We start from the raw sequence: 22,999 nt of genomic DNA on the forward strand, positions 1-22,999 counted from the left end.
CCGGACGCACCCCTGGTGAGCGGACCCCCGGGAAATCCCTTACACGCGAGGGTGCCAGCGCCCCCTGGTGTCTTGATGCATGAGAGGAAGCCCAAGCCGTGTCAGAGCCGGGAAGTAACACTCTTTGGCTCATGACAAAGCGCATCTGGACACTCAGCACGATATTGGCATTGGCCACGCTCACCGGCTGCCCTCGCGGCAATGGCCCGGATGATGGCCACGACGAAGGTGTGACCCGGGACGGCGGTGGAACCGATGGCGGCGGCGAGCCCGACGCAAGCACGGCCCCGGACGCCGGAGTTACGGAACCGGACGCGGGTGACGTGGCTCATGACGGCGGAGCCGATGGCGGCGAGGGAACGGGCGTCGACGGAGGCCCGGGTGATGGCGGCGGCCTGGGCGATGCCGGAACCCCGGACGACGCGGGCACGACGGACGCTGGCAGCATCGCCACCCTGCGCTCACTCACCCTCGCACCCGACGACGTCCAGCTCGTCGCCAGCGGGAACACGAGCGCCACCCAGGCGTTCACCGTCACCGGAACCTACTCGGACGAGCACACCGAGGATGTGACGGACCAGGCCGCCTTCAGCCTCGACGACACGCGGCTGGGCGCCTTTCTCGGAGCCACCTTCTCCTCCAACACCACAGTGGGCGGCCACAGCACCGTCCGCGCTCGCGTGGGCACCCTGTCGGTCTCCGCGCCCCTCACCGTGAAGCTCGAGCAGAAGATCGCGGACTCCAACTCCGGCTCCTCGCCCCTGCCCTCCCAGCCGGAGACGCGGTTCAACGGAGCCGTGGACACCGAGCGCAAGCCGCGGATCGTCTATCCCAACACCGGCGTCATGGTTCCCCCCAACCTGGAGCAACTGGAGATCCACTTCCTGCCCGGGCCCGCCACCAACACGCTGTTCGAGCTGTCCTTCAAGAACGCCTTCACCGACGTGCGCGTCTACCTGCGCTGCTATCTGCCGGGTGGCTTCTCGCTGCCCTCGGGCGTGAGCCGCGGCTGCATCTACACGCCCTCGCAGCAGGTGTGGAGCTTCGTGGCCGAAAGCAACCGCGGGGGCCAGCCCGTCCAGCTCGCCCTGCGCGCCACGGACGACTCGGGCACGAGCACAGTCGGCGTCTCCGACCCCATTGCCCTCCACATCTCCGGCTCCAGGCTGGAGGGCGCGCTCTACTACTTCTCGCTCGGGTCGGGCATTGGCATCCAGCGCTACGACTTCTCCGCTCCCTCCGCCCCGACCTCCACCACCGTGATGACCCCCAACAACATCAGTGGGACCAGCGTGAGTTGCGTGGGCTGCCACGCGGTGAGCCGCGACGGCAAGAAGATGGCCATCTCCGCCAACGGGCAGAACGATGGCCGGCTCGCCCTGGTGGACCTGTCCACCTTCACCCCCTCCACCCGGGTCCCCCTGGCGCAGGGCGGCACGAAGATGAGCATCTTCGAGTCGTGGAATCCGACCGGCAGCAGGTTCGTCGGCGCCTATGGCGACTCCGGCGCCACGCGCTTCAATCTGCTGCTCTTCAACGGGGACACCGGTGCCTTCGAGGGAGAGATCACCAACACCGGCACCTTGGCCAATCCCGCCAGCCACCCCGACTGGAGCGCGGACGGCAAGGTGATCGCCTTCACGTCCATTGGTCTCAAGGGGACGCTCCAGCGCAGCTACAAGGGCTCCATCCAGATGGTGCAGGAGCAGCCGGGTGGCACCTGGAGCGCTCCGGTGACGGTGGTGCCGCCGCTGAGCGGAAAGCACCGCTATGCGCCGGCCATCGCCCCCGACTCGTCCTTCCTCGCCTATGACGAGTCCACCTGCCCCGACGGCGCGGGTGAGCTCCACATGGACTGCAACTCGGAGGCAGATCCCTCCGCGAAGCTGTGGGCCGCGAAGCTGCAAGCCAGCGCAGCCCCGGTGGAGCTGACGCGCGCCAACGCGCCAGGGCTCATGGACGGAGCCATGACGAGCCTGACCAACGGCTATCCGAAGTGGAACCCCTTCGTGACGCGAGGCCCGGAAGGCAACGGCCGGTTGATGTGGGTCACGTTCGCTTCCACCCGGATGTATGGCCTGCGCGCTCCCAAGAACAACACGGCTAGCGCTGAGAACCCCAGGAGCGCCCTCCTGTGGATGGCGGCGGTGGACCCGGACAAGCTGGACCTGGGACTGGATCCTTCCTTCCCGGCCTTCGCCTTGCCCATGCAGAACCTCGCCTCCACCAATCACCTCCCCCAGTGGGCCAGGTCCACTGGAAGTGGCAACTGAGCCACTGAGCTCCGAGGTGGCGCGATGCGTCAGGACCCGACCCCACCCGAGGCTCCTGCTTCGGGTGGTGTCGAGGTCCATGCATGTGTCAGTCTTCCGGGCCGCGTGAGCCTGCCCCCGAGGTGATTCATGCCCCCTGCCGCAGCCCCCTTGCTCCAATCCGATCCCCGACGGATGCGCTACGCTCCCCTGGAAGGTCTGCTCCGGGGCCTGGGCATCGACGAGCGTTCCGCCGAGATGCGGGAGATCGTCCGGCTGAGTGGTGGAACGGATTACGTGCCCTCGGAGATCGCCGTGGAGCGCTTCGCCGAGGTGCTCCACTTCCTGGCACGCCAGCACTTCGGGACACTGCCCGCGTCCGAGGGACTCTTCCACGTGGGCGAGTGCCTCTTCGAGGGCTACCGCAAGACGCTGCTGGGACAGATTCAACTCGCCGCGTTGCACCTGCTCGGCCCGGAGCGGCTGGTGCGCAAGATTCCCGAGTTCGTGGGCCGCAGCAGCAACTTCGGCGAGCGCACGACGGAGCGGCTGAGCGCGAACGAGTACCGGGTGCACTTCCGCGGCGTGCCCCTGCCCGGCGACTATTACAACGGCATCCTCCACGCCGCCCTGCGCATCACCGGCGTGCACTCGCCCCAGACGAGCTGGAAGCAGACCGGCCTGGAGGACATGACGTTCGAAGTGCGCTGGTAGAGTGTTGGCTCCCCCAGGAGCCCCTCATGACCCGACCCACGTACCGCCTGCTCGCCCTGTCCCTCACCTGCCTGGCGTTGGGAGCCGCCGGATGCGGCGACAGCGAAGACGGGACGACGCCCGGCACGGACACCTCCGCCACCTCGCCCCTGGCGACCGAGCTGCTGGCGGCGCACAACCAGGCGCGAGCGAACGCGAAGCCCACGCCCCAACCGGCGTTGCCCCCACTCACCTGGTCCACGGACGCCGCCAAGGTGGCGGAGAAGTGGGCCGCCGAGTGCAGGTTCGAGCACAACAAGGACCGGGGCAACTACGGGGAGAACATCGCGGCCGCGGCGCCCGCGGGCTCACGGACGAACACGCAGGTGGTGCAGGACTGGGTGTCCGAGGGGGCCAACTACACGTACGCGGACAACAGCTGCGCATCGGGCAAGGTGTGCGGCCACTACACGCAGGTGGTGTGGCGCAACACGACGCAGGTGGGCTGCGCGACGGTCACCTGCACGAAGAACTCGCCCTTCGGCGCGCAGTACCCCCAGTGGCAGCTCTGGGTGTGCGACTACGCGCCTCCGGGCAACTACGTGGGACAGAAGCCCTACTGAGGCATGCGGTTCGATGCCTATCTGATGGTGGACTGGAGTGCCTCCAGCACCCCGAAGCGAGGCCGGGACAGCATCTGGTGGGCGCTCGCGGCGTGGACGAAGCGCGGACTCCGCCTCGAACGAGCCGAGAATCCCCCGACCCGCTCCGAGGCCCTCCAGTCCATCGCTGCCCGGCTCGCACAGGCCGTGGCAGACGGAGCCAGTGTGCTCGTCGGCTTCGACTTCGCGCTCGGCTACCCCGAGGGGACGGCGGCGGCGCTCGGGCTTGAAGGCGAGCCGTGGAGGGCGCTCTGGAACGAGTGGAGCCGCCTGGTCACGGACACGCCAGACAATGGCAACAACCGCTTCGAGGTGGCCTCCACCCTGAACGCGCGCATCTCGGGAGGAGCCGGCCCCTTCTGGGGCCATCCCCGGGGCTACGCGTCCGCGAACCTCGGCGCGACCCGGTCCTTCGCCTACCCGGTGCGAGGACTCGCGGAGAAGCGCCTCGCCGACGCACGCACGCCCCGGGCCCAGCCTGTCTGGAAGCTCTGCGGCATCGGCTCCGTGGGCAGCCAGACGCTGCTGGGGATTCCCCGCCTGCGCCAGCTCCTCGAGGACTCCCGGCTCGCTGAGCACATCTCGGTCTGGCCCTTCGAGACGGGCTTTGCCCTGCCCTCGCGTTCATCGCCCAGGGGACGGCTCATCCTGGCGGAGGTCTACCCTTCCCTCCTCACCGTGCCGTCCATCGAGGGCTTCGTGAAGGACCAGCTCCAGGTCGAGGCTCTCGCGCGCCACTTCGCCGCGCTCGACGCGGACGGACGCCTCGCCGAACTGTTCAATCCCTTACTGAAACTGGAGCCCGCCCGGTTGGCCGCCATCCTCGAAGAGGAAGGATGGATTCTGGGCATCACTCGAGCTGGATCGTGACGGAGGAAACGTGTCCGAAGAACGTCCCAAGCATTTCTACATCGCCGTCCTGCTCTACGAATCCACGTCCGAATCAGGCGACAAGGAACCGATGTATCAGGAGTCCTTCGTCCTGCTCCAGGCTACGAACGAGGAGGAGGCCCGCGCTCGGGCCCTGGAGCACGCACGCCGGCAGGACATCCGCTACGAGAGTGCAGAGGGAAAAACCATCCGCTGGTCCCTCAAACACATGGTGGATGTCAGTCCCGCCCTGGACGACAACTTGAAGGATGGCTCCGAGCTCTACGCACGGCACTTCAAGAACTACGACGCCTACCGTGCCTTCGAGCCACTGCTGGGAGGGACGGTCGACCCATGAAGCGATTTCTCCATGTGATCGCGGCGGCCCTGTCCCTCTGCGTCACATCCGCTGAGCACGGACTGCAGCTCATCCCGTCCGCATCCGCCGCTGGCTGTGCCGCCAACGAGAACCTCGTCGAGCCAGCCATCTCCTTCATTGGCAGATGCCGCAAGGGAAGCATCACCAGGGAGTTCCCTCGCGAACTGCTGGCTGTGCCCCTCGGCGTCATCAAGCATGGAGAGTCAGCCGTCCACAAGAAGGCATGGAAGCTGCTCAACGACAACCGCTTCGCCAAATAGGTCCAGGCGGGCTCACTTCCTCAGGTGGTCGGCAAGGAATGTCTTCACCTGCTCCCACGCGGCGGCGGCGGCCTCGGCGTTGTAGCGCCCCGGCGCCGATGGGTTCGCGAAGGCGTGCGGCGCCTCGTACTTCAACACCTTGTGCGCCACCCCCGCATCCGCCAGCGCCTCGTCGAACTCCTCCACCGTGTCGTTGGGAATGGACTCGTCCTTCGTCCCGAAGATGGCCAGCACCGGCGCCTTGATGGACTTGAGCTCCGCCGTGTCCGTCACCGGCCGCCCGTAGTACATCACCACCGCGTTCAGCTCGGGAATGCTCATCCCCGCCCGGAGCGACCACGCCCCCCCGAAGCACCAGCCGATGACCGCCGTGTGCGTGGCCTGCACCCGGTTGGACGTCACCAGGAAGGCGTGCGCCGCCCTGAGAATCTCCTGCGCACGCTTCGGGTCCACCGTCTTCATGAGCGCCATCGCCTCCTCGGGCGTCGTGGCCACCTTGCCGTCGTACAGGTCCACCGCCAGCGCCGCGTAGCCCAGGGCCGCCAGCCGATCCGTCCAGTGCATGATGTGCTCGTTGAGTCCCCACCACTCGTGGATGACGAGCACGCTCGGAATGGGCGTCTCCGCCTTCTCCGGCAGGCTCAGGTAGGCCCGCGCGCCCGCCACCTCCACCATGTGTCCCTTGCGCTGCGGCGCCGCATCCGCCTTCAACTCGTGCAGTGCCTCGAACTGCTTCTCCGTCAGGCCACCGAACTCCCCGTGCCGCGCATCCAAGTGCCCGGCCCCCGCGCCCTGCTTCGTCGCACAGCCACTCAGGGTGAGCAGCACCGCCGCCACGGCCAACGTCATCCTCGTGCTCATCTGCGTCCTCTCTTCCGGGCCTCTTCCCCACGCACGTCCTGAAGCTCCCGGCGTAGCGCGACTCTCCCCGTGTACGCCAGGGGCCGCGCCCGGCGGAGGGCTCCGGGTGCAAGAAAGACGACGGGCCACCGGGTGCCCACCCCGACGAGGGGAGGAACCCGATGGCCCGTAGTGGACAGGCTCGCGTCCGACTACTTCTTGGCCGGCTGGCCGCCCGGCTGCGCCGCGGGCTGACCCGGCTTGGCGGGCTGACCCTGGGGCTGGCCCTGCGGAGCTCCCGGCTGGCCCGGCTGCGCCGGCGGGGCCGGAGGCGGCTCGTTCTTCTGCACGTCCAGCAGCTCCACCTCGAAGACGAGCGCCGAGCCACCCGGGATGCCCGGCGTGCCGCGGTCGCCGTACGCCAGGTCGGAGGGGCACACCAGCTTGGCCTTGCCGCCCACCTTCATCTTCTGCACGCCCTCGGTCCAGCAGCGGATGACGCCGTTGAGCGGGAACTGGGCCGGCTCGTTGCGCTTGTACGAGCTGTCGAACTCCTTGCCGTCCGGCAGCGTGCCCCGGTAGTTCACCTTCACGATGTCGCTGGCGCCCGGCTGCGCGCCAGTGCCCTCCTGCAGCGACTTGTAGATGAGGCCCGACTCGGTCTTCTCCGCGCCCGGCTCCTTGGCGGCCTCCTCCAGGAAGGTCTTGGACTTCTCCTTCTCCTTCGTCGCGCGGGCCGTGGCGCGAGCACGCGCCAGCTCCGGCAGCTTCGGCCCGAACGCCTGGATGTCCACCGCGGGCTCCTTGCCCGTCACCGCCGCGCCCAGGCCCGCCTTCACGTACTCGAGCTCCTCGGGCGTCATGTCGAACACCTGGATCTGCCGACCCAGGGTGAGGCCGAGCGCATAGAACGTCTTCTGATCGTCCGTCTGCGGGTTGGCACCAGCGCCACCACCCCCACCGCCGCCCTCCTTGGTGCAGCCGGCCACGGTGAGCATCAATGCCACCACCAGAATCTTCCGCATGTGTCCTGCCTTTCTTTCCAACCAGGGCAGCGAGCGCTGCCCGTGCCGGCGCCCTTATACAAAGGGGCGGCCCGGCTGGGGAGCAGAGCGTCCTTATCTTTTCCGGTGAACCGGGAATCGGGGGCCCAGGCCCGCCGCGCTCCTCCGCGCCCTCCGGGTGGAGAGGAGCCTGCCCCGGTACGGACCGGGAGGCACTCGGGGCATGGATATCGACGTGCGGCGCGTCCTGGACTCGTTGGGAGACCCATTGTTGGCCCTGGACCGCTCGGCGCGCATCCTCCACGCCAACGCGGGGATGAAGGAGCTGCTGGGCTGGTCCGGACGGGAGCTGCTCGGCCATCCGCTCACCCAGGTGATTCCCGGGGGAGTGCCCGGGTTGCCCCAGGAAGGCTCGACCGCCCCACCCCCGAGCCGCAGCCCGGAGCCGCACCGGCCCCTGCCCCCGCCGTCCGTCCGGGTGAGCGCGCTGCGGCGCGATGGCCGCCCCCGCGAGGTGGAGGTGCGGCTGTCGCCCTGGCCCGGTGGAGAGGCGGAGGGGCTGTGCATCCTCTCCTTCCACCCGTTGGACGAGCAGGTGGAGTTCGAGCGGCAACTGGGACTGTGCCACCGGCTGCACCTGCTGGAAGCCGCGCTGACCCAGGTGTTCTCCCAGGCCCTGGACGAAGAGGAGGCGGCGTACGCCGTGCTCCGGGCCTGCGGGGAGATGGAGGGCTGGACGCTGGGCACGTACTGGCGGATGGAGCAGGGGGAAGGCGTGCTGGTGCCCGCCACCCTGTGGACGGCGACCTCCGGGCTGAGCGAGTTCGTGGACGTCACCCTGCGGCACACCTTCGCGCCCCTCGATGGCCTGCCCGGCCTGGCCTGGGAGCACCAGGAGCCCGTCTGGAGTCCCGATGTGACCCACGACGAGCGCTTCCTCCGGGCGGACGTGGCGGCGCGGCAGAGGCTGCGCGGAGGGCTCTTCTTCCCGGTGACGGGCGGCGACGGCCGGAGGTACGGCGTGATGGAGCTGCTCAGCCGCGCCCCTCGCCAGGAGCACGACGCGGACGAGGCCATCGCCAGCACGGTCGGCCATCACCTCGGGCGCTTCCTGGACAGGCTCTCCCTCATGGAGCAGGAGCGCACGCGCGACCAGGCCGTGCGCAAGCTATGGGACGCGGACCTGCTGGGGCTGTTCATCAGCGACACCCACGGCCGGCTGATGGATGCCAACACCACCCTGCTGCGGATGCTGGGCTACTCCCGGCGGGACGTGAGCGAGGGGCGCCTCACGTGGTCGGTGCTGACCCCGCTGCGCCAGCGCATCACCATCGAGCGATTCCTGCGCCGGCTGCGCTCGGATGGCTTCTTCCAGTCCTTCGAGGGCGAGCTGCTGCGCAAGAACGGCTCCAGCATGCCGGTGCTGCTGGGCTCGGCGGACCTGAGCGACAAGCGCGTGGTGACGTTCGCGCTGGACCTGACGGACTGGAAGCCAGCGGAGGGCTCCGAGTCCCGGCAGACGGAGGACCGGCTCCACACCCTCATCTCCTACGCGCCCGTGGTGCTCTTCGCGCTGGACCGCGAGGGCGTCTTCAACCTGTCCGAGGGCCACGGACTGGAGGCGCTCGGACTCAAGCCCGGGCAGGTGGTGGGCATGTCCGTGTTCGACCTCTATCGCACCGAGCCGGCCCTGATGGCCGTCGTGCGCAGGGCACTCGGTGGGGATGAGTTCTTCTCCCTGAACACGCTGAGCACCGGGAGGGTGTACGAGACGCACTGGGTGCCGCTGAAGGACGCGGAGGGGCGGCTGGCGGGCACGCTCGGGCTGGCGGTGGACGTCACCCAGCGCGAGCGCGAGTCGCGCTGGCGGGCGCAGCTCTTCGAGGAGGCGGAGGAGGCGCGAGCGGAGGCGGAGCGGGCGGTGCGGGTGCGCGACGAGTTCCTGACCATCGCCTCGCACGAGCTGAAGACGCCCCTCACCTCGCTGGGGCTGCAATTGCAGACACTGCTGAAGCGGGCGCGCCAGGGCGGGCGGCCCGAGGACGCCGAGACGGAGCAGCGGCTGGAGAAGGCCCAGCGGCAGGTGCAGAAACTGGCGCGGATGATGGACGACCTGCTGGACGTGTCGCGCGTGGCCGAGGGGCGGCTGCGGCTGGAGCTGAGCGACGTGGACCTGGTGCAGGTGGTGCGCGAGGTGATGGAGCGCCTCCAGGAGGAAGCCCAGCGGACGGGGACGCCGCTGGAGCTGCGGGGAGAGGAGCCGGTGGTGGGCAGGTGGGACCGGGCGAAGCTGGAGCAGGTGGTGACCAACCTGCTGTCCAACGCGATGAAGTACGGGGCTGGGGCACCGGTGGAGCTCCACGTGCACTCCAGCGGGGCCATGGCGCTGCTGGAGGTGACGGACCATGGCATCGGCATCGCGCCCGAGGACGTGGCGCGCATCTTCGGAAAGTTCGAGCGTGCGGTGCCAGTGCGCAAGTACGGCGGCTTCGGGCTGGGGCTCTACATCGTCCGGCAGCTGGTGGAGGCCCTGGGCGGAGTGGTGGACGTGGACAGCACGCCGGGCCAGGGCTCCGTCTTCCACCTCGTGCTGCCGCTGGCGGGGCCCAACATACGGCTGTCCTCCCCTCCTCCCACGCCCGCGGGCCTGCACTGACGGCGAAGGAACCCGCCATGATGCATGAAGCGCCCCAAGTGGGCCGCGAGGAGCACACATGACGCAGACCGTGAGCGGAGCAGTGGGTGTGGCGCGGGTGGAGGTGGAGGTGACGGTGGGCGCGCCGCGGGAGCGCGTCTGGCGAGCGCTGGTGGACGAGGCGAGCCAGTGGTGGCCCCGGGACTTCTACGTGGGCCGGACACCGAAGAGCTTCGTCATCGAGGCCCGCCCGGGAGGCCGGGTGTACGAGGACTGGGGCGATGAAGCGGGGGCGCTCTGGTACACGGTGCTGGTGGTGGAACCGCCAGCGGTGCTGGAGCTGGCCGGGCACCTGACGCCGTCCTTCGGAGGGCCCGCGACGACGACGGTGCGGCTGACGCTCAAGGACGAGGGCGCCACGACGGTGGTGCGGGTGGAGGACGCCGTCTTCGGCCGCGTGGACGAGCACACCGTCCCACGTCTGCGCGAGGGCTGGCGCACGCTGATGGGCGCGGGTGGACTGAAGACATGGGTGGAGGGCCGCGGCCCGTAGCGCCCGCCCGCTCGCCCTCCGAGCCAGCCACCCCGTCCCCTGGTCGCATGGCCTCGCCTCCCACATGTGGCCACCGTGCACGAGCGGGGAACCGCACGAGGGTACCCCAAGCAAGGGGGCACGGATGAGGGTACGAAATGGGGTGGGCGCGCTGGTGCTGCTCGCGGGGCTGCTCGCTGGAGCGGAGGCGCGGGCTGGAGCCCAGGAGCAGCACGGCTGGGACTTCACGGCGGAGGCGAGCACGGACTTTCCTCTGTCGTTGGGCGGGCGGCTGGGCGTCGAGTCTCCGTGGCGGCTGCGCCTGTCGACCTCGCTGGGCTACCTGCCGCGGCTGTACCTGAAGGGAGTGAACGAGGTGGCCGTGGGGCTGGGCGCCTACGGACGCAATGAGGCGAACCTCATCGAGGATACGCTGCAGAGCTCGCTGGTGTGGCGCACGCACCTGGGCTGGCGGCCCTTCCCGAACGCGGGCTTCTACGTGGACGCCGGCTACGGCCTGCTGTCGCTCGGCGGCAACACGACCCCGGAGGCGGTGCTGGTGGCGCGCACGGGCATCACGCCCCCGGAGGGCGAGACCGCGCTCAACCGCGAGTACCACGTGCGCGCGGTGCTGCACATGCTGGACGCGGAGCTGGGCTGGCGCTGGGGCCTGGGAGCGGGATGGACGGCGCGCACCGCGCTGGGCGCCGCCTTCACCCTGGACTCCAACAGCCGCGTGGAGCCCCGCTTCGAGCCGAGCCTGCCCCTGGTCGTCACCGCCTTCTCACGCCTCGCCGAGAACCGTCTGGACAGGAACCTGGAGAAGTACGTGCAGTTCCCCATCATCTCCCTCTCCCTCGGCTACGCCTTCTGAAGTGTCACCGGGGTGACCGCCGAGGACAGGTGGTCTATCATGACCCGTGACGTTTCCCAACTTGATGGGTTACAACTTGACACCCGACATCCACCTATGGCTAAATCAGGAATAATCGTATTTGGCCTTAATAGGGGTGGACTGTGCGCACCTGGAAGGTCTTATTCGGTGGATGGGCGCTGCTGTGCGCCGCCGGGTGTGGGCATGCAGAGGCGGCACGACGGGAGCAACCCGGGGAAGGGCTGGGGGTGGCGTGTGCCCGGGGGGACGAGGGGGCCTGCGAAGCGGACGAGCTCGAGGAGGGCACGCGCGTCAAGGGAGGCACGGTCTCCCTGCGCATCTGGGCGCTCATCGCGAAGGGAGAGTTCGTGGAGGCGCAGGCGCTGATCGCCGAGTCGACGGCGGCGGGGCTCATCGAGCAGCAGCAGGCGGCGCGGATGCTGGAGCGCATCACGCTGCTCAGCACTCGGCTGGGGCAGATACCGGCCACGCTGCAGCGGGTGCAGGACTTCCCGTCACAGCTGCGCGAGCACTCGCTCTTCCAGATCAAACAGCTCCTGGAGAACAAGGACTACACGCTGGCGACCCAGGCACAACTGAAGCTGGCCGAGAAGCTCATCGAGCAGCAGGACCGGTTGATGGGGAAGGTGCAATGACCCGAACGCCCTTGCACCCGAGTGTGGAAGAGTTGCTCGAAGCGCTTCGCGAGGCCCGGCGGGGAGGAGGTGCCGCCGAGGCTCGACTGGAGCAGGTGAAGCGCTACCGCGAGCTGGTCGCGAAGTCCCCCACGTTCACTCCAGCCCTCCTGGAGCTGGGCCGGCTCCTGGAACTCACGGACGAGCCCGGGGTGGACGCCGAAGAGGCCTTCGCGGAGGTCCAGCGGTTGCTGGAGCAGGCCGTCCAGGTTTCGGCACGAGAAGCGAACGCCGTGGTGGAGCTGGGGTACTTCCTGGACACCATCCGGAACGCCCCCGAGGAAGCCACGAAGCTGTACGAGGAGGGCGCCGCGACAGCGCTGGAGACGCTGGAGGACGCGTGGGCGGGGCTGCTACGCGCCTGGGTTCACGAGCGGACGAAGGAGTCACTGGAGAAGGCGCTGCGGCTGGGTGAGCAGGCGGAGAAGCTCTTCCCGGACTCGGGCCGCATCCAGCTCGAGGTGATCCGAGTACGTCAGCTGGCCATCGCCGATGGCGTGCTGAAGCCCTGAGCGGACTGGCAACCAGGGCCCACGGTGCCCCCTCCGCCCACCGGGAGCCCGCCTCGCGTAGTCTGCGAGGTGCCCATGAGCCTCCTGAGACGCGCCACCCGTGAAGACAATCCCCGGCTGCTCGAGCTGTTCGGCGCGGTGCCGATGCAGGGCGAACTGGTGCTCGCCACGCAGCGCTCACCGGACTTCTTCAGCCTCTACGACATGCAGCGAGGGGACGCGGAGCTCTGGGTGCACGAGGTGGAGAACGGGCTGGACGGAATGGGGGCCATCCTCGTGAGGGACGGATGGCTGGAGGGCCGGCCGTGCCGGGTGGGGTATCTCGGAGACCTCCGCACGCGCTTCTCGGCGAGACGCAGCCGGGGCCTGGCGCGCTTCTACGGACCCGTGCTGGAAGAGACGGCGAAGCGGCTGGGCGTGGACGTCTTCCTCACCTCGGTGATGGCGACCAACGCGGCGGCACTACAGGCGCTGGTGAAGCGCAAGAAGAAGCGCGAGGCCCAGCCCCACTATGCGCAGCTGCGGCGCTTCTCGGCGGTGTCGGTGCACTTCACCCGCCGGCGTAGACCGAAACCCGGCCGCTTCCACGTGCGGCGCGCCACGCCCGGGGATGTGCCGGCCATGGCGGCGATGCTGGATGCGGACCACCGCGCACGCCCCTTTGGCTACCGGTACGACCAGGGAGAGTTGCAGCACCGGCTGGAGCGCTGGCCGGGCTTGAGCGTGGGGGAAAGCTACCTGGCCTTCGACGGAGGCGGCGAGCTGGTGGGGTGCACGTCGGTCTGGGATCCGGACGCGGTGAAGCGCTACCGGGTGATGGCGTACCGGGGCTCGATGCGATGGGTGAAGTGGGGCTATGACGCGATGGCCACGGTGCTGCGCGCGCCGAGATTGCCGGACCCCGGCAATGACTTCCGTTACTTCTACCTGTGCAACACCAGCATCGCGGGGGAGGACCCGGCCATCCTGCGCGCGCTGGTGGAGCAGGTGTACGCGGACCAGCACGGCAAGGGGTATCACTTCTTCTCGCTGTACCTGGACGAGAGCGATCCACTCCACCCAGCGTTGGAGGGCTTCTTCCAGCGGAGGCTGGACTTCCACCTCTACGCGGTGACTCCCGCGAGCCTGGCGCGCGAGCACTTCCCCGCGGGGCGCACCGGCTTCGAGATGGCCCTGGTCTGAGGCCCCGCTCCGCTCAATACGACGCGAAGGGTGGACGCATCATCACGAGCTTCGGGTACGCGCAGCGGAAGCCCGCCTTCTCGTAGCTGCGCTGCGAGGCCGTCAGGGGCTCCGTCGAGGCCGTCACCACATCGCATCCCCGCTCCGCCGCCCACGCCATCCGCGCCCGGATGAGCGCGACCTGGAGCCCCCTCCCCCGAAACGGCGGCACCACCCCATCCGCTGACAGCAGGGCCACTCCGTCCGTCGCCGACACCACGCCCACGCCTCGAGGCTCACCCTCCTGCAGTGCGAGGAAGCAGGTGTTCCCCTCCGTGCGCACGAGCCCCAACCCACCGGACAGCTCCAGCTCGGACCCCGCGGGCCGCCCCAGGTAGGACAGGAAGAAGAGCTCGGCCCAGCTCCGCTCCTCCTCCGGGTAGATGGGCCGCACCTCGATGCCCGGCGGAGGCGGCGGCAGGGGCGAGGGCGTGCGCCACCACACCTGGAGGAAGCGCTCCACCCGGTAGCCCCGCGCCCCCAGCTTCCCCGCGAGCGAGGGCTCGCAGAACGGATTCAGCTCGATGCGGACGGCGCCGCCTCCCTGGCCCAGGAGGTTCTCGATGCGATCCAGGTCATCCATCCCCACCATGCCCTCGAGCCCCACGCCGATCGCCGCCGAGTACGGTGAGCGCACGCCGAGGAAGATGGCCCGCCCCCCCGCGATACGCAGCGAGGGGACACCCCGGCGCGCGGGGAACGGCGTCCGGTCGATCTGCTCCGCCTGGGCGTTCTCGATACGCCGGGCGAGCACGCGAGGGTCCACCCACGGAAGGGACACGGCTGTCATGGAGTCCTCCTACCCCGAGTCTGCTCGCAAGCACCCCGGCGGGTCGAGCGTGCTTGCGAGGGTGCGTCCGGCATCTCATGCTTCGCCCATGCCAAGACTCCGAATCCTGGGGAGCCTGCTCGCCATCCTCCTCACCGGCTCGGGCTGCCTCACGGGCCGTGCCCCTCCGCCCGAGAGCGGCTCGGACGCCACCGAAGCGCTGCTGGAGCGGGCGCGCCTCGGCCTGCGGGGGCCGGATCGGGAGGCCACACTCTCGGACCTGGAGACGCTCGCGCGCGAGTTGGAGTCCCGGCTCGAAAAGAATCCCCGGGATGCCCGGCTGCACGGACAGATGGCGCGCACGGCCTTCTTCCTGCACCGGGAGGACAAGGCCCTCAGGGAGGCCGAGCTGGCCCTCGCGCTCGCGCCGGACCAGCCCGAGCCCCACTACATCAAGGCCTTCATCCTCGGAGGCAGGAACCAGGCCGAGGCAGCGCTCGCCGGCGCCACCCGCGCCACCGAGCTGGATGCGCGGCAAGGCCGGTACTGGCAACTGCTGGGCACACTGTACCTCCAGCTCGACAGACCCGGGGAGTCGCGGGCGGCCATCGACAAGACGCTCGCGCTGGAGCCGGGGAACGCGCAGGCGCTCTTCTTCCTCGGGCTCCTGCACATGGACCAGGGCAGGCCCGACGAGGCGCTGGCCGCCTACGAAAAGGCATGCGAGTCCGAACCCGACTTCGCGATGGCGCACTACAACGCCGGGCAGCTCTACCAACTGCGCGGCGAGGCGGCTCCCGCGCTGGAGCGCTTCCAGAAGGCGGCGGAGCTGGAGCCACAGGACTGGAGGACACGGGCCAAGCTGGTGCAGCTCCACCAGGCGCTCGGGCACAAGGCCCAGCGGGACACCGAGCGCGAGGCGCTGCTGCTGCTGCACCAGGCGGGCAAGGTGGACAAGGACTACTTCGTCCGCGAGCAGTTCAACGAGGCGGGCCGCACCGTGATGGCGGTGGAGAACTTCGAACTGGAGGGCGACTGGGCCCGGCGCTACGAGTTCCAGGTGTACGCACCGGGCCAGGAGCGGCCCACGCTCGTCATCTCGCTGGGCTCGTACGCCTTCGCCAACGCGTTCGCGCGAGAGAAGGACCCCACGGGCCCGCGGCTGTTCCACCTCGACGGCTACCACCCGGACAACGCGCACGACACGTATGGATTCTTCCAGGGCGAGCCCTCCTACGACGAGACGCGGGAGATGGTGCTCTCCATCCTGCGGGGGCAGCTCAAGCCCATGTCCTCGACGAAGCCCGGCCAGCCGTGACGCGGAGGACGGGTGCTGGGGGTTTGGGCCCTGGCACCTGCTCGATTACGCTGCGAGCCCCCAAGGAGATGACCCATGTGGGCTCGCGCATTCTTCGAGGAAGCCACCAAGGCAAGGGCTGCTGACGAGGTGAAGGCCATCGAGGCCCGGACCGCCGCCGAGGTGGTCGTGGCCGTCCGTGCGGCCTCCGGCAACTACGGGCACACGAACTACCTCGTGGGCTTCGGGCTGTCGTTCCTGACCCTGGTGACCCTGCTCTACCTGCCCACCGAGTTCCCACTCGAGATCTTCCCCGTGGGCATGCTCGCCTCGTTCGGCCTGGGGGCGTTCGCGAGCATGAAGCTGACCGGCCTGCGCCGGCGGCTCACGTCGAGCAAGCTGATGGAGGAGAGCGTGCGGACCATGGCGCGCTCGGCCTTCGTGGAGCTGGGTATCTCGCGCACCTCGGGGCGCACCGGCATCCTGGTGTTCGTCTCCACGCTCGAGCGGCGCGTGGAAGTGGTAGCGGACATCGGCGTGGACACCGCCGCCCTGGGCAGGGAGTGGGAAGAGGCGCTGGCGAAGCTGTCCGCCGCGGTGGCCTCCTCCGAGTCCCCCGAGCCCTTCTTCGAGGCGATGCGTCTGCTGGCGCCTCCGCTGGAGCGGGCGCTGCCGCGCTCGGTCGACGACATCAACGAGCTCCCCGACGCCCCCCAGGCCGCGTGAACCCCATGAGACGCTCTCTCCCATGGCTCGCCTTCGCCGCGCCGCTGCTGCTGGCGCTGGCCCTCGGGGCGCCGCAGGTCGAGGCCCGACCGGGCGGTGGCAACACCTACCGGGGCTCGAGCTCCTCGCGTGGCTCCTCCAGTAGCTCCAGCTCCTCGCGCGGCTCCTCCAGTAGCTCCAGCTCCTCGCGGAGCTGGTCCAGCAGTTCCTCGCGGAGCTACTCCAGCTCCTCCTCCGGAAGCAGCTACTCGTCCAGCAGCAACTCATCGTCCTCCGGCGGCCTCTGTACGGTGCTGATGGTGCTGCTGCTCGTTGGCCTGGTGGTGGTCATCGCGATCAACTCGTCGACGAAGGAGCAGCCCGCCGAGTGGAGCACGACCCAGCCGCAGCGGAGGCCACCAGGAGAGAGCCCGGCCCAGGTGCGGGCGAAGCTCATGCGGCTGCGCACGGTGGGCCCGCCCGGGCCGAACGGCCGGCCGGTGCCCTTCGACCCGGACTTCTCGTTGGTGCCCTTCGAGGACTTCGTCTACGCGCTGTACGCCCGGGCGCACGAGGCACGCGGTGACAACCGACTGGACACGCTGGCCGCATACCTGAGCGAGCCGGCGCGCAATGCCCTGCGGCGCATCAGCCAGCCCGCGCAGGTGGAGACCGTGGTGGTGGGCTCGATGCAGTACCTCCTCGCCTCCGACGTGACGCCGTCCAGCGAGCGGGTGTCCGTGAGTCTGCGCTTCGAGGCCAACTACACGGAGGTGGCCGAGAACGGCTCCGAGCAGAGCTACTACGTCTCCGAGGTCTGGACGCTGACGCGGGCCACGGCGGTGAAGTCGCGCGCGCCCGACCAGGCGAGGGTGTTCAAGTGCCCCCACTGCGGCGCGCCCCTGGACGGAATGCGGGGGAGCACCTGCTCGTACTGCGAGCAGAAGGTGGACACGGGCGAGTTCGACTGGGTGGTGAAGAGCGTGAAGGTGGAGGAGCGCGAGGCCCGAGGCCCGCAGCTCGGCGGAGACACACCCGAGGAGGGCACGGAGCTGCCCACGGTGAAACAACCGAAGGTGGACGGGCGCCTGGCGCAACTGCTGGTGACCGACCCGGAGCTGACGTGGGACGCCTTCACGCAGCGGCTGGAGCTCATCTTCCAGGAGCTGCAGGTGGCCTGGTCCAACCGCGAATGGGAGCGCGTGCGCCCGTACGTGAGCGACAGCCTCTTCCAGACGCAGCTCTACTGGATGGACGCCTACCAGCAGGCGGGGCTGAGCAACGTGACGGAGAACGCGCGCATCACCCACGTGGAGGCAGCGCGAGTGGTGGTCGACAAGTACTACCACGCCATCACGGTGCGCCTGTTCGCGACGAGCCTGGACTACACGGTGCGGGACTCGGACGGGAAGCTGGTGGGTGGCAGCCGTTCACGCGAGCGCCAGTACAGTGAGTACTGGACGCTCATCCGTGGCGCGGACACCCGGGGCCGTCCGAGCACGGACAAGCACTGTCCGTCGTGCGGCGCGCCGCTGTCCATCAACATGGCGGGCAACTGCACGCACTGCTCGGCCCGGGTGACATCCGGCGACTTCGACTGGGTGCTCAGCCGCATCGAGCAGGACGAGTCCTACCAGGGCTGAATTCCCCTCCCTCCTCCGGGCGCTGGCTTCACGTCTCGGCCCGGAGGTGCTCCTTGCCACCCCCCGCGACCTCGCGCCGCACGGGCAGCTCGAGGGTGAAGGTGGCCCCCTCTCCACGGCCGGGGCTCTCGCACGAGAGCACTCCGCCCAGCTCCTGCGCCGCCAGCGCACTGGTGTGCAACCCGAAGCCGTGCCCGTCCTTCTTCGTCGTGAAGCCATGCGTGAAGAGGCGCGGAAGATGCTCCGGGGCAATGCCCACCCCGTTGTCGGACACGGAGGTGCGCAACCACCCTTCCTCCCCCGGCTCCACCCGGATGGTGAGGCATGGGTCCGCACGGCCGCTCTCCTGCATCGCATGGCGCGCGTTGCTCAGCAGGTTGAGCAGGATTTGAAGCAGCTTGTGCCGGTCCACCCAGACGGGCGGAACCTCGGCGTACTCGCGCCGGACCTCGATGCGCAGCCGCTCCATGGAAGTGGATTGCAGGCGCAGCGCCCCGTCGAGCAGCTCGGGCAGGAACACCCGCTCCACCAGCCCGGAGAAGCGTGCGTACTGCTGCTGCATGCCCACCACGGTCCGGATGTGCTCCACCCCCTCGCTCAGCGTCCGCAGCTCCGCCAGCACGGCGTTCCGCTCCCTCTCGAGCTGGGCGGTGACGGCCTGGAGGTAGACCGGGAGCTGCCGGCCCCGCGGGTCGGAGGTGAAGAACGTGCCCGGGTCCGCCGCATGCTCGCGCAGCAGCGCCACCGCCTTCTCCAGGCCGGACACTCGCATGCCACGCAACCGCTCATCCAGGAGGTTGGCTGACACATTCACGCTGTTGAGCGTGTTGCCCACGTTGTGCAGCACCCCCGTGGCCACCTCCGCCATGCCCGCCTGACGCGAGGCATCCACCAGGCCGCGGTGCAACTCGCTCAACCGCGCCTCGGCCGCCTTGCGCTCCGTGATGTCCCGCGAGAAGACGGTGAGCTTCACCACCTCCCCCTCTTCACACAGCACGGGGCTGACGACGATCTCCATCGTCACGGACTCCCCGCCATGCGCCACGGCGGGCAGCTCCTCCCTCACGGTCTGTCCGGCCCGAGCCCGGGCGAGCAGCTCCATCCACCGGGCCTGACGCTCGGGAGGAGATCGGCCGTAGATGAACTCGCCGCGCGGGAGGTCCTGCCCGAAGAGCCGCCGGAAGTAGAGCCGCGCGGCCTTGTTGATGATGATCAACCGCCCTTCCAGGTCCAGCGAGCACACGGCGTCATCCGTGCTCTCGATGATGCTGACCAGCTCGCTCTCGCTGTCACGCAGCGTCCTCAAGGCCCGCTGGCTCACCGCGTGCGACTCGGTCCTCGAGGCCAGGAACAGCCCGCTCACCATCCAGCCCGACAGCTGGAAGAGCGCCGCGAAGCACCTCAACAACCCGTCCGTGCCACCGAGGCCGGAGCCGAACAGAGGGAGGGCCGCGTTCAAGGCGACGAGCGAGCAGAAGAACCCTCCGAGCCGCCACCCCAGCAGGTACACCGAGGCTACCGGGACCACCATGCTCGCGGCGTGCGTGGCCATGGCCACGGACTCCATGCGGAACGTGCTGAAGAGGTGCCCTCCCACCAGCGCGGTGCACACGAGCAGCGACGGGAGACGGGTCGAGGACCCCCAGCGCAGCAGCGCCAGTGAGACCAGGAGGACCCCAGCGCAGAGCCCGCCCACGATGCTCAGGCTCCACGCATGGGGGGTGAGCCACGCGAGGCCCACGAACACCCCATCCAACCCGAGCAGCAGCCAGCACATCCCGACGAGCATCCGGGCCCGGCTGAGCTCGATGGCATCCGCCCGGAGCAGGCGCACCGAGAGCACGGCGTCCAACCGGGTCCGGATCCACGACCAGACGGTCCGGCCCAGAGACCTCCGCTCCTGCCGCTCCGGGCGGCCGGACCTGCCTGGCCACCCCTGGGAAGCACTCGACATGGCGCGGACTATGCCCCAACCCAGCCCGCGGGGGAGCACCACGCGAGCGCGGGGCCTCGCGCCTCAGGAAACCAGCGCGCTGCTCGACTCGAGCGTGCGCTCACCCATGGGCAGCAGCAGCGAGAAGGTGGTGCCCTGGCCCTGAGCGCTGCGCACCCTCAACTCCCCGCCCATCTTCCGAACCAGCGAGTGGCTGATCGACAGGCCGAGCCCCGTGCCCGAGCCCGCCGGCTTGGTGGTGAAGAAGGGGTCGAAGATATGCGGCAGCACCTCGGGAGCAATCCCGTGGCCGGTGTCCGACACGTCGATGCGCACGTGCTCGCCCTCGCGCACGGTGCGCACGCGCAGGATGTGCCGCCGCGAGGCGCTGGACTGCATGGCCTGGATGGCGTTGATGATCAGGTTGAGGAACACCTGGCCGAGCCGGCTCTCGCTGGCGAACACGGCGGGCAGTTCCTGCGCGTAGTCCTTCTCCAGCGTCGCCGTGCGCTTGAGCTCCGACCAGGCCATGCGCAGCACGAAGTCCAGGCTCGCGTTGACATCCACCGGCGCGAGCGCCTCGTCCGAGGCGTGCGAGAAGGAGCGCATGTCGCGCACGATGTCCCGGATGCGCGTGCACCCGTCGAGCGACTCGGAGAGGACCTCCTTCGCCTCGACGAGCACGTCCGCCAGGTGCGCCGGGAACCCGGGCACCGCCGCCAGGCTCCGCTCCAGCTCCTCGAGCCAGCCCTGCAGGTAGCTCACGTTGGAGAGCACGTAGGCGATGGGGTTGTTGATTTCATGGGCGATGCCCGCCGCCAGCGCCCCCACCGAGGCGAGCCGGTCATTCTGGATGCTCTGCTGCTCCAGCCGGCGCTTCTCGGTGAGGTCATGGCCCACGACGAGCAGGCGCCGGGACGAGCCCACCTCCTGGAGCGTGGCGGCGATGTCCAGCACCACGCGCTCGCCCTGAGCGGACCACAGCCCCTGCTCCAGCCGCACCGTTCCGCGCGAGCGCAACGTGTGGAGCGCCCGGCGCAGGGGCTCGCGCTCGCTCTCCGGGGCCAGCTCCTCGAAGGAGGTGCCCAGCAGCGCCGGAGCGTCGCGCCCCAGCAGCCGCGCGGCCACCGGGTTGGACTCCACCACCCGCCCCGCCTCGTCGAGCAGGAAGACAGCGTCGCCGGAGGACTCCATGAGCTGGCGGTCGCGCTCCTGGGTCTGCTTCACCTGGAGGCGCAGCCTCAGCAGCAGCTCTACCTGCCGTTTGAGCGCGAGCAGGCTGCGGCGCTGGTCCTCGCTCAGCGCGCGGGGCTCGAGGTCGATGACGCAGAGCGTGCCCAGGGTGAAACCCTCCTCGGTCCGGATGGGGGCTCCGGCGTAGAAGCGGATGAAGGGGCCCCCCGTCACCAGCGGGTTGGAGGCGAAGCGCGCGTCCTTCGTGGCGTCCTCGACGACGAGGAGCTCCTCCTGCTCGATGGCGAAGGTGCAGAAGGAGATGCAGCGCTCCGTCTCCGTCACCCCCGGCAGGCCCACGTTCGCCTTGAACCACTGCCGCTCACGGTCCACCAGGCTGATGAGCGCCATGGGGACTTCACACAGCCTGGCGGCCAGCTGCACGAGGTCGTCGTACTCGGACTCGGGTGGAGTATCGAGGATGTCGTAACGCTGGAGTGCCTGGAGTCGCTGCTCTTCGTACAGGAGGCCCGGGGGAAGCATACGGGCTTGATTTGCATCACCTCCCCGCGAGCGGCAGTGCTCGCATGCCTCTCTGTGGAGAGCGCAACACTCGCGAAGTGTGTCCTTCAACACAGGCAGAGCAGCTGGATTGAAGTTAGCTACCTGTGCTGCACGGGGAACGACAGAGCAGACTCGCCAGTGAGAGCTGTCAGCCGAAGCGGTGGGTGCGTTGCGTGTCCCGCATGAACGCGTAGACAAGCAGCGAACAGAAGATGCAGCCGGACACGTACCAGAAGAACCAGCTCTCGTGGCCCCGGAGCTTGAGCCACGTGCCCAGGTATTCGGCCGTCCCGCCGAAGATGGACACGGTGAGCGCATAGGGCAGACCCACGCCGAGGGCGCGGATGCTCGCCGGGAACAGCTCGGCCTTCACCACCGCGTTGATGGAGGTGTACCCCGAGATGATGACCAACGCCGCCAGCACCAGCAGGAAGGCCGTGAAGGCGTCCCGGGTGCGCGTGAGGGCGGTCATGAGCGGCACGGTGCACAGCGTCCCCATCACGCCGAACCACATCAGCACGGGCCTGCGGCCGACCTTGTCGGAGAGGAGGCCGAACACCGGCTGCAGCAGCATGTAGATGAACAGGGAAGCGACCGAGATGAGCGTGGACTGATCCCTCGTCAGGCCCACCGAGTTCACCAGGAACTTCTGCATGTAGACGGTGTATGTGTAGAAGGCGAGCGTGCCGCCCATGGTGAGGCCGACGACGAGGGCGATCTCCTTGGGGTGCCGCAGCAGCTCGCGCATGGGCCGGTGCACCGTCTTCCGGGCCGCCTCCGCCTGGAAGGCCTCCGTCTCCACCATGTTGCGGCGCATGTAGAAGCCGAAGACGGCCAGCGCGGCGCCGCACAGGAAGGGGATGCGCCAGCCCCACGCCTCGAGCTGTGGACCGGTGAGCACCAGCCGCTGCAGCACCAGCAGCGTCACCGTGGCGAGCAACTGGCCCATGATGAGCGTGACGTACTGGAAGGAGCTGTAGAAGCCGCGGTGGCGGGAGGTGGCGACCTCGCTGAGGTAGGTGGCGCTGGTGCCGTACTCACCGCCGAGCGAGAGCCCCTGGAGCAGCCGCGCCAGCACGAGCACCACGGGCGCCAGCACACCAATCTCCGCATAGGTCGGGCACAGGGCGATGACGAGCGAGCCCAGGCACATCAGCGTGACCGACAGCGAGAGCGCGGCGCGGCGCCCGCGCAGGTCCGCGTAGAGCCCCATCACCCAACCTCCGATGGGCCGGATGAGGAAACCGAGCGCGAAGACACCGGCCGTGTTGAGCTGCTCGACGATGGGGTTGTCGCTCGGGAAGAACGACTTCGCGAAGTACAGCGAGAAGGCCGAGTAGATGTAGAAGTCGTACCACTCGATCAGATTGCCGACCGAGCCACCGAAGATGGAGAGAAGCCGCTCTCGCACACCGCGCTCGACGGAGGCGGCCTCTCGCGGTGCGACGGACGAGGACTCGAGGCTGGAGGGGTTCAAGGGCGTGCC

At 69.1% G+C, this 22,999-nt stretch carries 21 protein-coding genes; 15 read left to right on the forward strand and 6 right to left on the reverse strand.

Annotated features, from left to right (window positions below):
- Positions 1-131: 131 nt before the first annotated feature.
- The 6 genes from DAT35_RS15235 (at position 132) to DAT35_RS15260 (ending at position 5,116) form a co-directional block, all read left to right on the forward strand.
- Positions 132-2,273, forward strand: a complete 2,142-nt coding sequence (locus tag DAT35_RS15235; RefSeq protein ID WP_158501709.1) for a PD40 domain-containing protein — start codon at positions 132-134, stop codon at positions 2,271-2,273.
- A gap of 174 nt (positions 2,274-2,447) precedes the next feature.
- Positions 2,448-2,966, forward strand: coding sequence for a DUF2378 family protein (locus DAT35_RS15240; protein ID WP_158501710.1), 519 nt, complete (start codon positions 2,448-2,450; stop codon positions 2,964-2,966).
- A gap of 26 nt (positions 2,967-2,992) precedes the next feature.
- Positions 2,993-3,568: a CAP domain-containing protein gene (locus DAT35_RS15245; RefSeq protein WP_108067709.1), complete on the forward strand. Its 576-nt coding sequence runs from the start codon at positions 2,993-2,995 to the stop codon at positions 3,566-3,568.
- A 3-nt stretch (positions 3,569-3,571) separates the two neighbouring features.
- Positions 3,572-4,477: a cobalamin biosynthesis protein CbiG gene (locus tag DAT35_RS15250; RefSeq protein ID WP_108067710.1), complete on the forward strand. Its 906-nt coding sequence runs from the start codon at positions 3,572-3,574 to the stop codon at positions 4,475-4,477.
- Positions 4,478-4,487: 10 nt separating this feature from the next.
- Complete coding sequence (locus DAT35_RS15255; RefSeq protein WP_158501711.1) at positions 4,488-4,835, forward strand: DUF4288 domain-containing protein; 348 nt, start codon at positions 4,488-4,490, stop codon at positions 4,833-4,835.
- Complete coding sequence (locus DAT35_RS15260; RefSeq protein WP_108067712.1) at positions 4,832-5,116, forward strand: hypothetical protein; 285 nt, start codon at positions 4,832-4,834, stop codon at positions 5,114-5,116. The genes DAT35_RS15255 and DAT35_RS15260 overlap by 4 nt, the downstream gene beginning before the upstream one ends.
- A 12-nt stretch (positions 5,117-5,128) precedes the next feature.
- Here the strand turns inward: DAT35_RS15260 and DAT35_RS15265 are convergent, their stop codons facing one another.
- Both DAT35_RS15265 and DAT35_RS15270 read right to left on the reverse strand, forming a co-directional pair.
- Entirely contained in the window at positions 5,129-5,977 is an 849-nt protein-coding gene (locus tag DAT35_RS15265) for a dienelactone hydrolase family protein (RefSeq protein WP_233261491.1), read from the reverse strand.
- Between the two features lie 191 nt (positions 5,978-6,168).
- A complete protein-coding gene (locus DAT35_RS15270) occupies positions 6,169-6,981 on the reverse strand; it encodes an FKBP-type peptidyl-prolyl cis-trans isomerase (protein WP_108067714.1) in 813 nt (270 codons plus the stop codon).
- A 202-nt stretch (positions 6,982-7,183) separates the two neighbouring features.
- Between DAT35_RS15270 and DAT35_RS15275 the strand changes: the two genes are divergently transcribed.
- From DAT35_RS15275 to DAT35_RS15300, 6 genes are all read left to right on the forward strand, one after another.
- On the forward strand, positions 7,184-9,616 hold the full coding sequence (locus DAT35_RS15275) for a PAS domain-containing protein (protein WP_108067715.1): 2,433 nt from the start codon (positions 7,184-7,186) through the stop codon (positions 9,614-9,616).
- Positions 9,617-9,674: 58 nt separating this feature from the next.
- On the forward strand, positions 9,675-10,148 hold the full coding sequence (locus tag DAT35_RS15280; RefSeq protein ID WP_108067716.1) for an SRPBCC domain-containing protein: 474 nt from the start codon (positions 9,675-9,677) through the stop codon (positions 10,146-10,148).
- A gap of 124 nt (positions 10,149-10,272) precedes the next feature.
- A complete protein-coding gene (locus DAT35_RS15285; protein ID WP_146209722.1) occupies positions 10,273-11,001 on the forward strand; it encodes a hypothetical protein in 729 nt (242 codons plus the stop codon).
- A gap of 248 nt (positions 11,002-11,249) precedes the next feature.
- Positions 11,250-11,657, forward strand: coding sequence for a hypothetical protein (locus DAT35_RS15290; RefSeq protein WP_108067718.1), 408 nt, complete (start codon positions 11,250-11,252; stop codon positions 11,655-11,657).
- Positions 11,654-12,208 (forward strand): hypothetical protein, encoded by a 555-nt coding sequence (locus DAT35_RS15295; RefSeq protein WP_108067719.1) that lies wholly within the window; start codon positions 11,654-11,656, stop codon positions 12,206-12,208. Before DAT35_RS15290 ends, DAT35_RS15295 begins: the two co-directional genes overlap by 4 nt.
- 75 nt (positions 12,209-12,283) lie before the next feature.
- Positions 12,284-13,390, forward strand: coding sequence for a GNAT family N-acetyltransferase (locus DAT35_RS15300; protein ID WP_108067720.1), 1,107 nt, complete (start codon positions 12,284-12,286; stop codon positions 13,388-13,390).
- A gap of 13 nt (positions 13,391-13,403) precedes the next feature.
- On the opposite strand, the gene DAT35_RS15305 is transcribed toward DAT35_RS15300, so the two are convergent.
- A complete protein-coding gene (locus DAT35_RS15305) occupies positions 13,404-14,219 on the reverse strand; it encodes a GNAT family N-acetyltransferase (protein WP_108067905.1) in 816 nt (271 codons plus the stop codon).
- Positions 14,220-14,307: 88 nt separating this feature from the next.
- Between DAT35_RS15305 and DAT35_RS15310 the strand changes: the two genes are divergently transcribed.
- The 3 genes from DAT35_RS15310 to DAT35_RS15320 all read left to right on the forward strand — a co-directional run bounded on the left by DAT35_RS15310 (position 14,308) and on the right by DAT35_RS15320 (position 17,843).
- The gene (locus DAT35_RS15310; RefSeq protein ID WP_158501712.1) at positions 14,308-15,516 is read left to right on the forward strand and encodes a tetratricopeptide repeat protein; all 1,209 of its coding nucleotides are present in this window, start codon (positions 14,308-14,310) and stop codon (positions 15,514-15,516) included.
- A 75-nt stretch (positions 15,517-15,591) separates the two neighbouring features.
- Complete coding sequence (locus tag DAT35_RS15315; protein WP_108067722.1) at positions 15,592-16,221, forward strand: hypothetical protein; 630 nt, start codon at positions 15,592-15,594, stop codon at positions 16,219-16,221.
- 5 nt (positions 16,222-16,226) lie between these two features.
- Positions 16,227-17,843, forward strand: coding sequence for a TIM44-like domain-containing protein (locus DAT35_RS15320; protein WP_108067723.1), 1,617 nt, complete (start codon positions 16,227-16,229; stop codon positions 17,841-17,843).
- Positions 17,844-17,871: 28 nt separating this feature from the next.
- On the opposite strand, the gene DAT35_RS60685 is transcribed toward DAT35_RS15320, so the two are convergent.
- The 3 genes from DAT35_RS60685 to DAT35_RS15335 all read right to left on the reverse strand — a co-directional run bounded on the left by DAT35_RS60685 (position 17,872) and on the right by DAT35_RS15335 (position 22,990).
- Entirely contained in the window at positions 17,872-19,686 is a 1,815-nt protein-coding gene (locus DAT35_RS60685; protein WP_233261507.1) for an ATP-binding protein, read from the reverse strand.
- A gap of 174 nt (positions 19,687-19,860) precedes the next feature.
- Positions 19,861-21,492, reverse strand: a complete 1,632-nt coding sequence (locus tag DAT35_RS15330; RefSeq protein WP_108067725.1) for a sensor histidine kinase — start codon at positions 21,490-21,492, stop codon at positions 19,861-19,863.
- 169 nt (positions 21,493-21,661) lie between these two features.
- Positions 21,662-22,990: an MFS transporter gene (locus tag DAT35_RS15335; RefSeq protein ID WP_108067726.1), complete on the reverse strand. Its 1,329-nt coding sequence runs from the start codon at positions 22,988-22,990 to the stop codon at positions 21,662-21,664.
- Between the last annotated feature and the right edge of the window lie 9 nt (positions 22,991-22,999).

The organism is Vitiosangium sp. GDMCC 1.1324, from assembly GCF_003044305.1.
In the GTDB taxonomy this organism is placed as follows: domain Bacteria; phylum Myxococcota; class Myxococcia; order Myxococcales; family Myxococcaceae; genus Archangium.

Coding starts and splice junctions, on each gene's coding strand:
- DAT35_RS15275 (WP_108067715.1), top strand. CDS start 7,184: ATGGATATCGACGTGCGGCGCGTCCTGGACTCGTTGGGAGACCCATTG.
- DAT35_RS15330 (WP_108067725.1), bottom strand. CDS start 21,492: ATGCTTCCCCCGGGCCTCCTGTACGAAGAGCAGCGACTCCAGGCACTC.
- DAT35_RS15250 (WP_108067710.1), top strand. CDS start 3,572: ATGCGGTTCGATGCCTATCTGATGGTGGACTGGAGTGCCTCCAGCACC.
- DAT35_RS15240 (WP_158501710.1), top strand. CDS start 2,448: ATGCGCTACGCTCCCCTGGAAGGTCTGCTCCGGGGCCTGGGCATCGAC.
- DAT35_RS15310 (WP_158501712.1), top strand. CDS start 14,308: ATGCCAAGACTCCGAATCCTGGGGAGCCTGCTCGCCATCCTCCTCACC.
- DAT35_RS15315 (WP_108067722.1), top strand. CDS start 15,592: ATGTGGGCTCGCGCATTCTTCGAGGAAGCCACCAAGGCAAGGGCTGCT.
- DAT35_RS15245 (WP_108067709.1), top strand. CDS start 2,993: ATGACCCGACCCACGTACCGCCTGCTCGCCCTGTCCCTCACCTGCCTG.
- DAT35_RS15285 (WP_146209722.1), top strand. CDS start 10,273: ATGAGGGTACGAAATGGGGTGGGCGCGCTGGTGCTGCTCGCGGGGCTG.
- DAT35_RS15270 (WP_108067714.1), bottom strand. CDS start 6,981: ATGCGGAAGATTCTGGTGGTGGCATTGATGCTCACCGTGGCCGGCTGC.
- DAT35_RS15300 (WP_108067720.1), top strand. CDS start 12,284: ATGAGCCTCCTGAGACGCGCCACCCGTGAAGACAATCCCCGGCTGCTC.
- DAT35_RS15280 (WP_108067716.1), top strand. CDS start 9,675: ATGACGCAGACCGTGAGCGGAGCAGTGGGTGTGGCGCGGGTGGAGGTG.
- DAT35_RS15265 (WP_233261491.1), bottom strand. CDS start 5,977: ATGAGCACGAGGATGACGTTGGCCGTGGCGGCGGTGCTGCTCACCCTG.
- DAT35_RS15320 (WP_108067723.1), top strand. CDS start 16,227: ATGAGACGCTCTCTCCCATGGCTCGCCTTCGCCGCGCCGCTGCTGCTG.
- DAT35_RS15295 (WP_108067719.1), top strand. CDS start 11,654: ATGACCCGAACGCCCTTGCACCCGAGTGTGGAAGAGTTGCTCGAAGCG.
- DAT35_RS15260 (WP_108067712.1), top strand. CDS start 4,832: ATGAAGCGATTTCTCCATGTGATCGCGGCGGCCCTGTCCCTCTGCGTC.
- DAT35_RS15305 (WP_108067905.1), bottom strand. CDS start 14,219: ATGACAGCCGTGTCCCTTCCGTGGGTGGACCCTCGCGTGCTCGCCCGG.
- DAT35_RS15235 (WP_158501709.1), top strand. CDS start 132: ATGACAAAGCGCATCTGGACACTCAGCACGATATTGGCATTGGCCACG.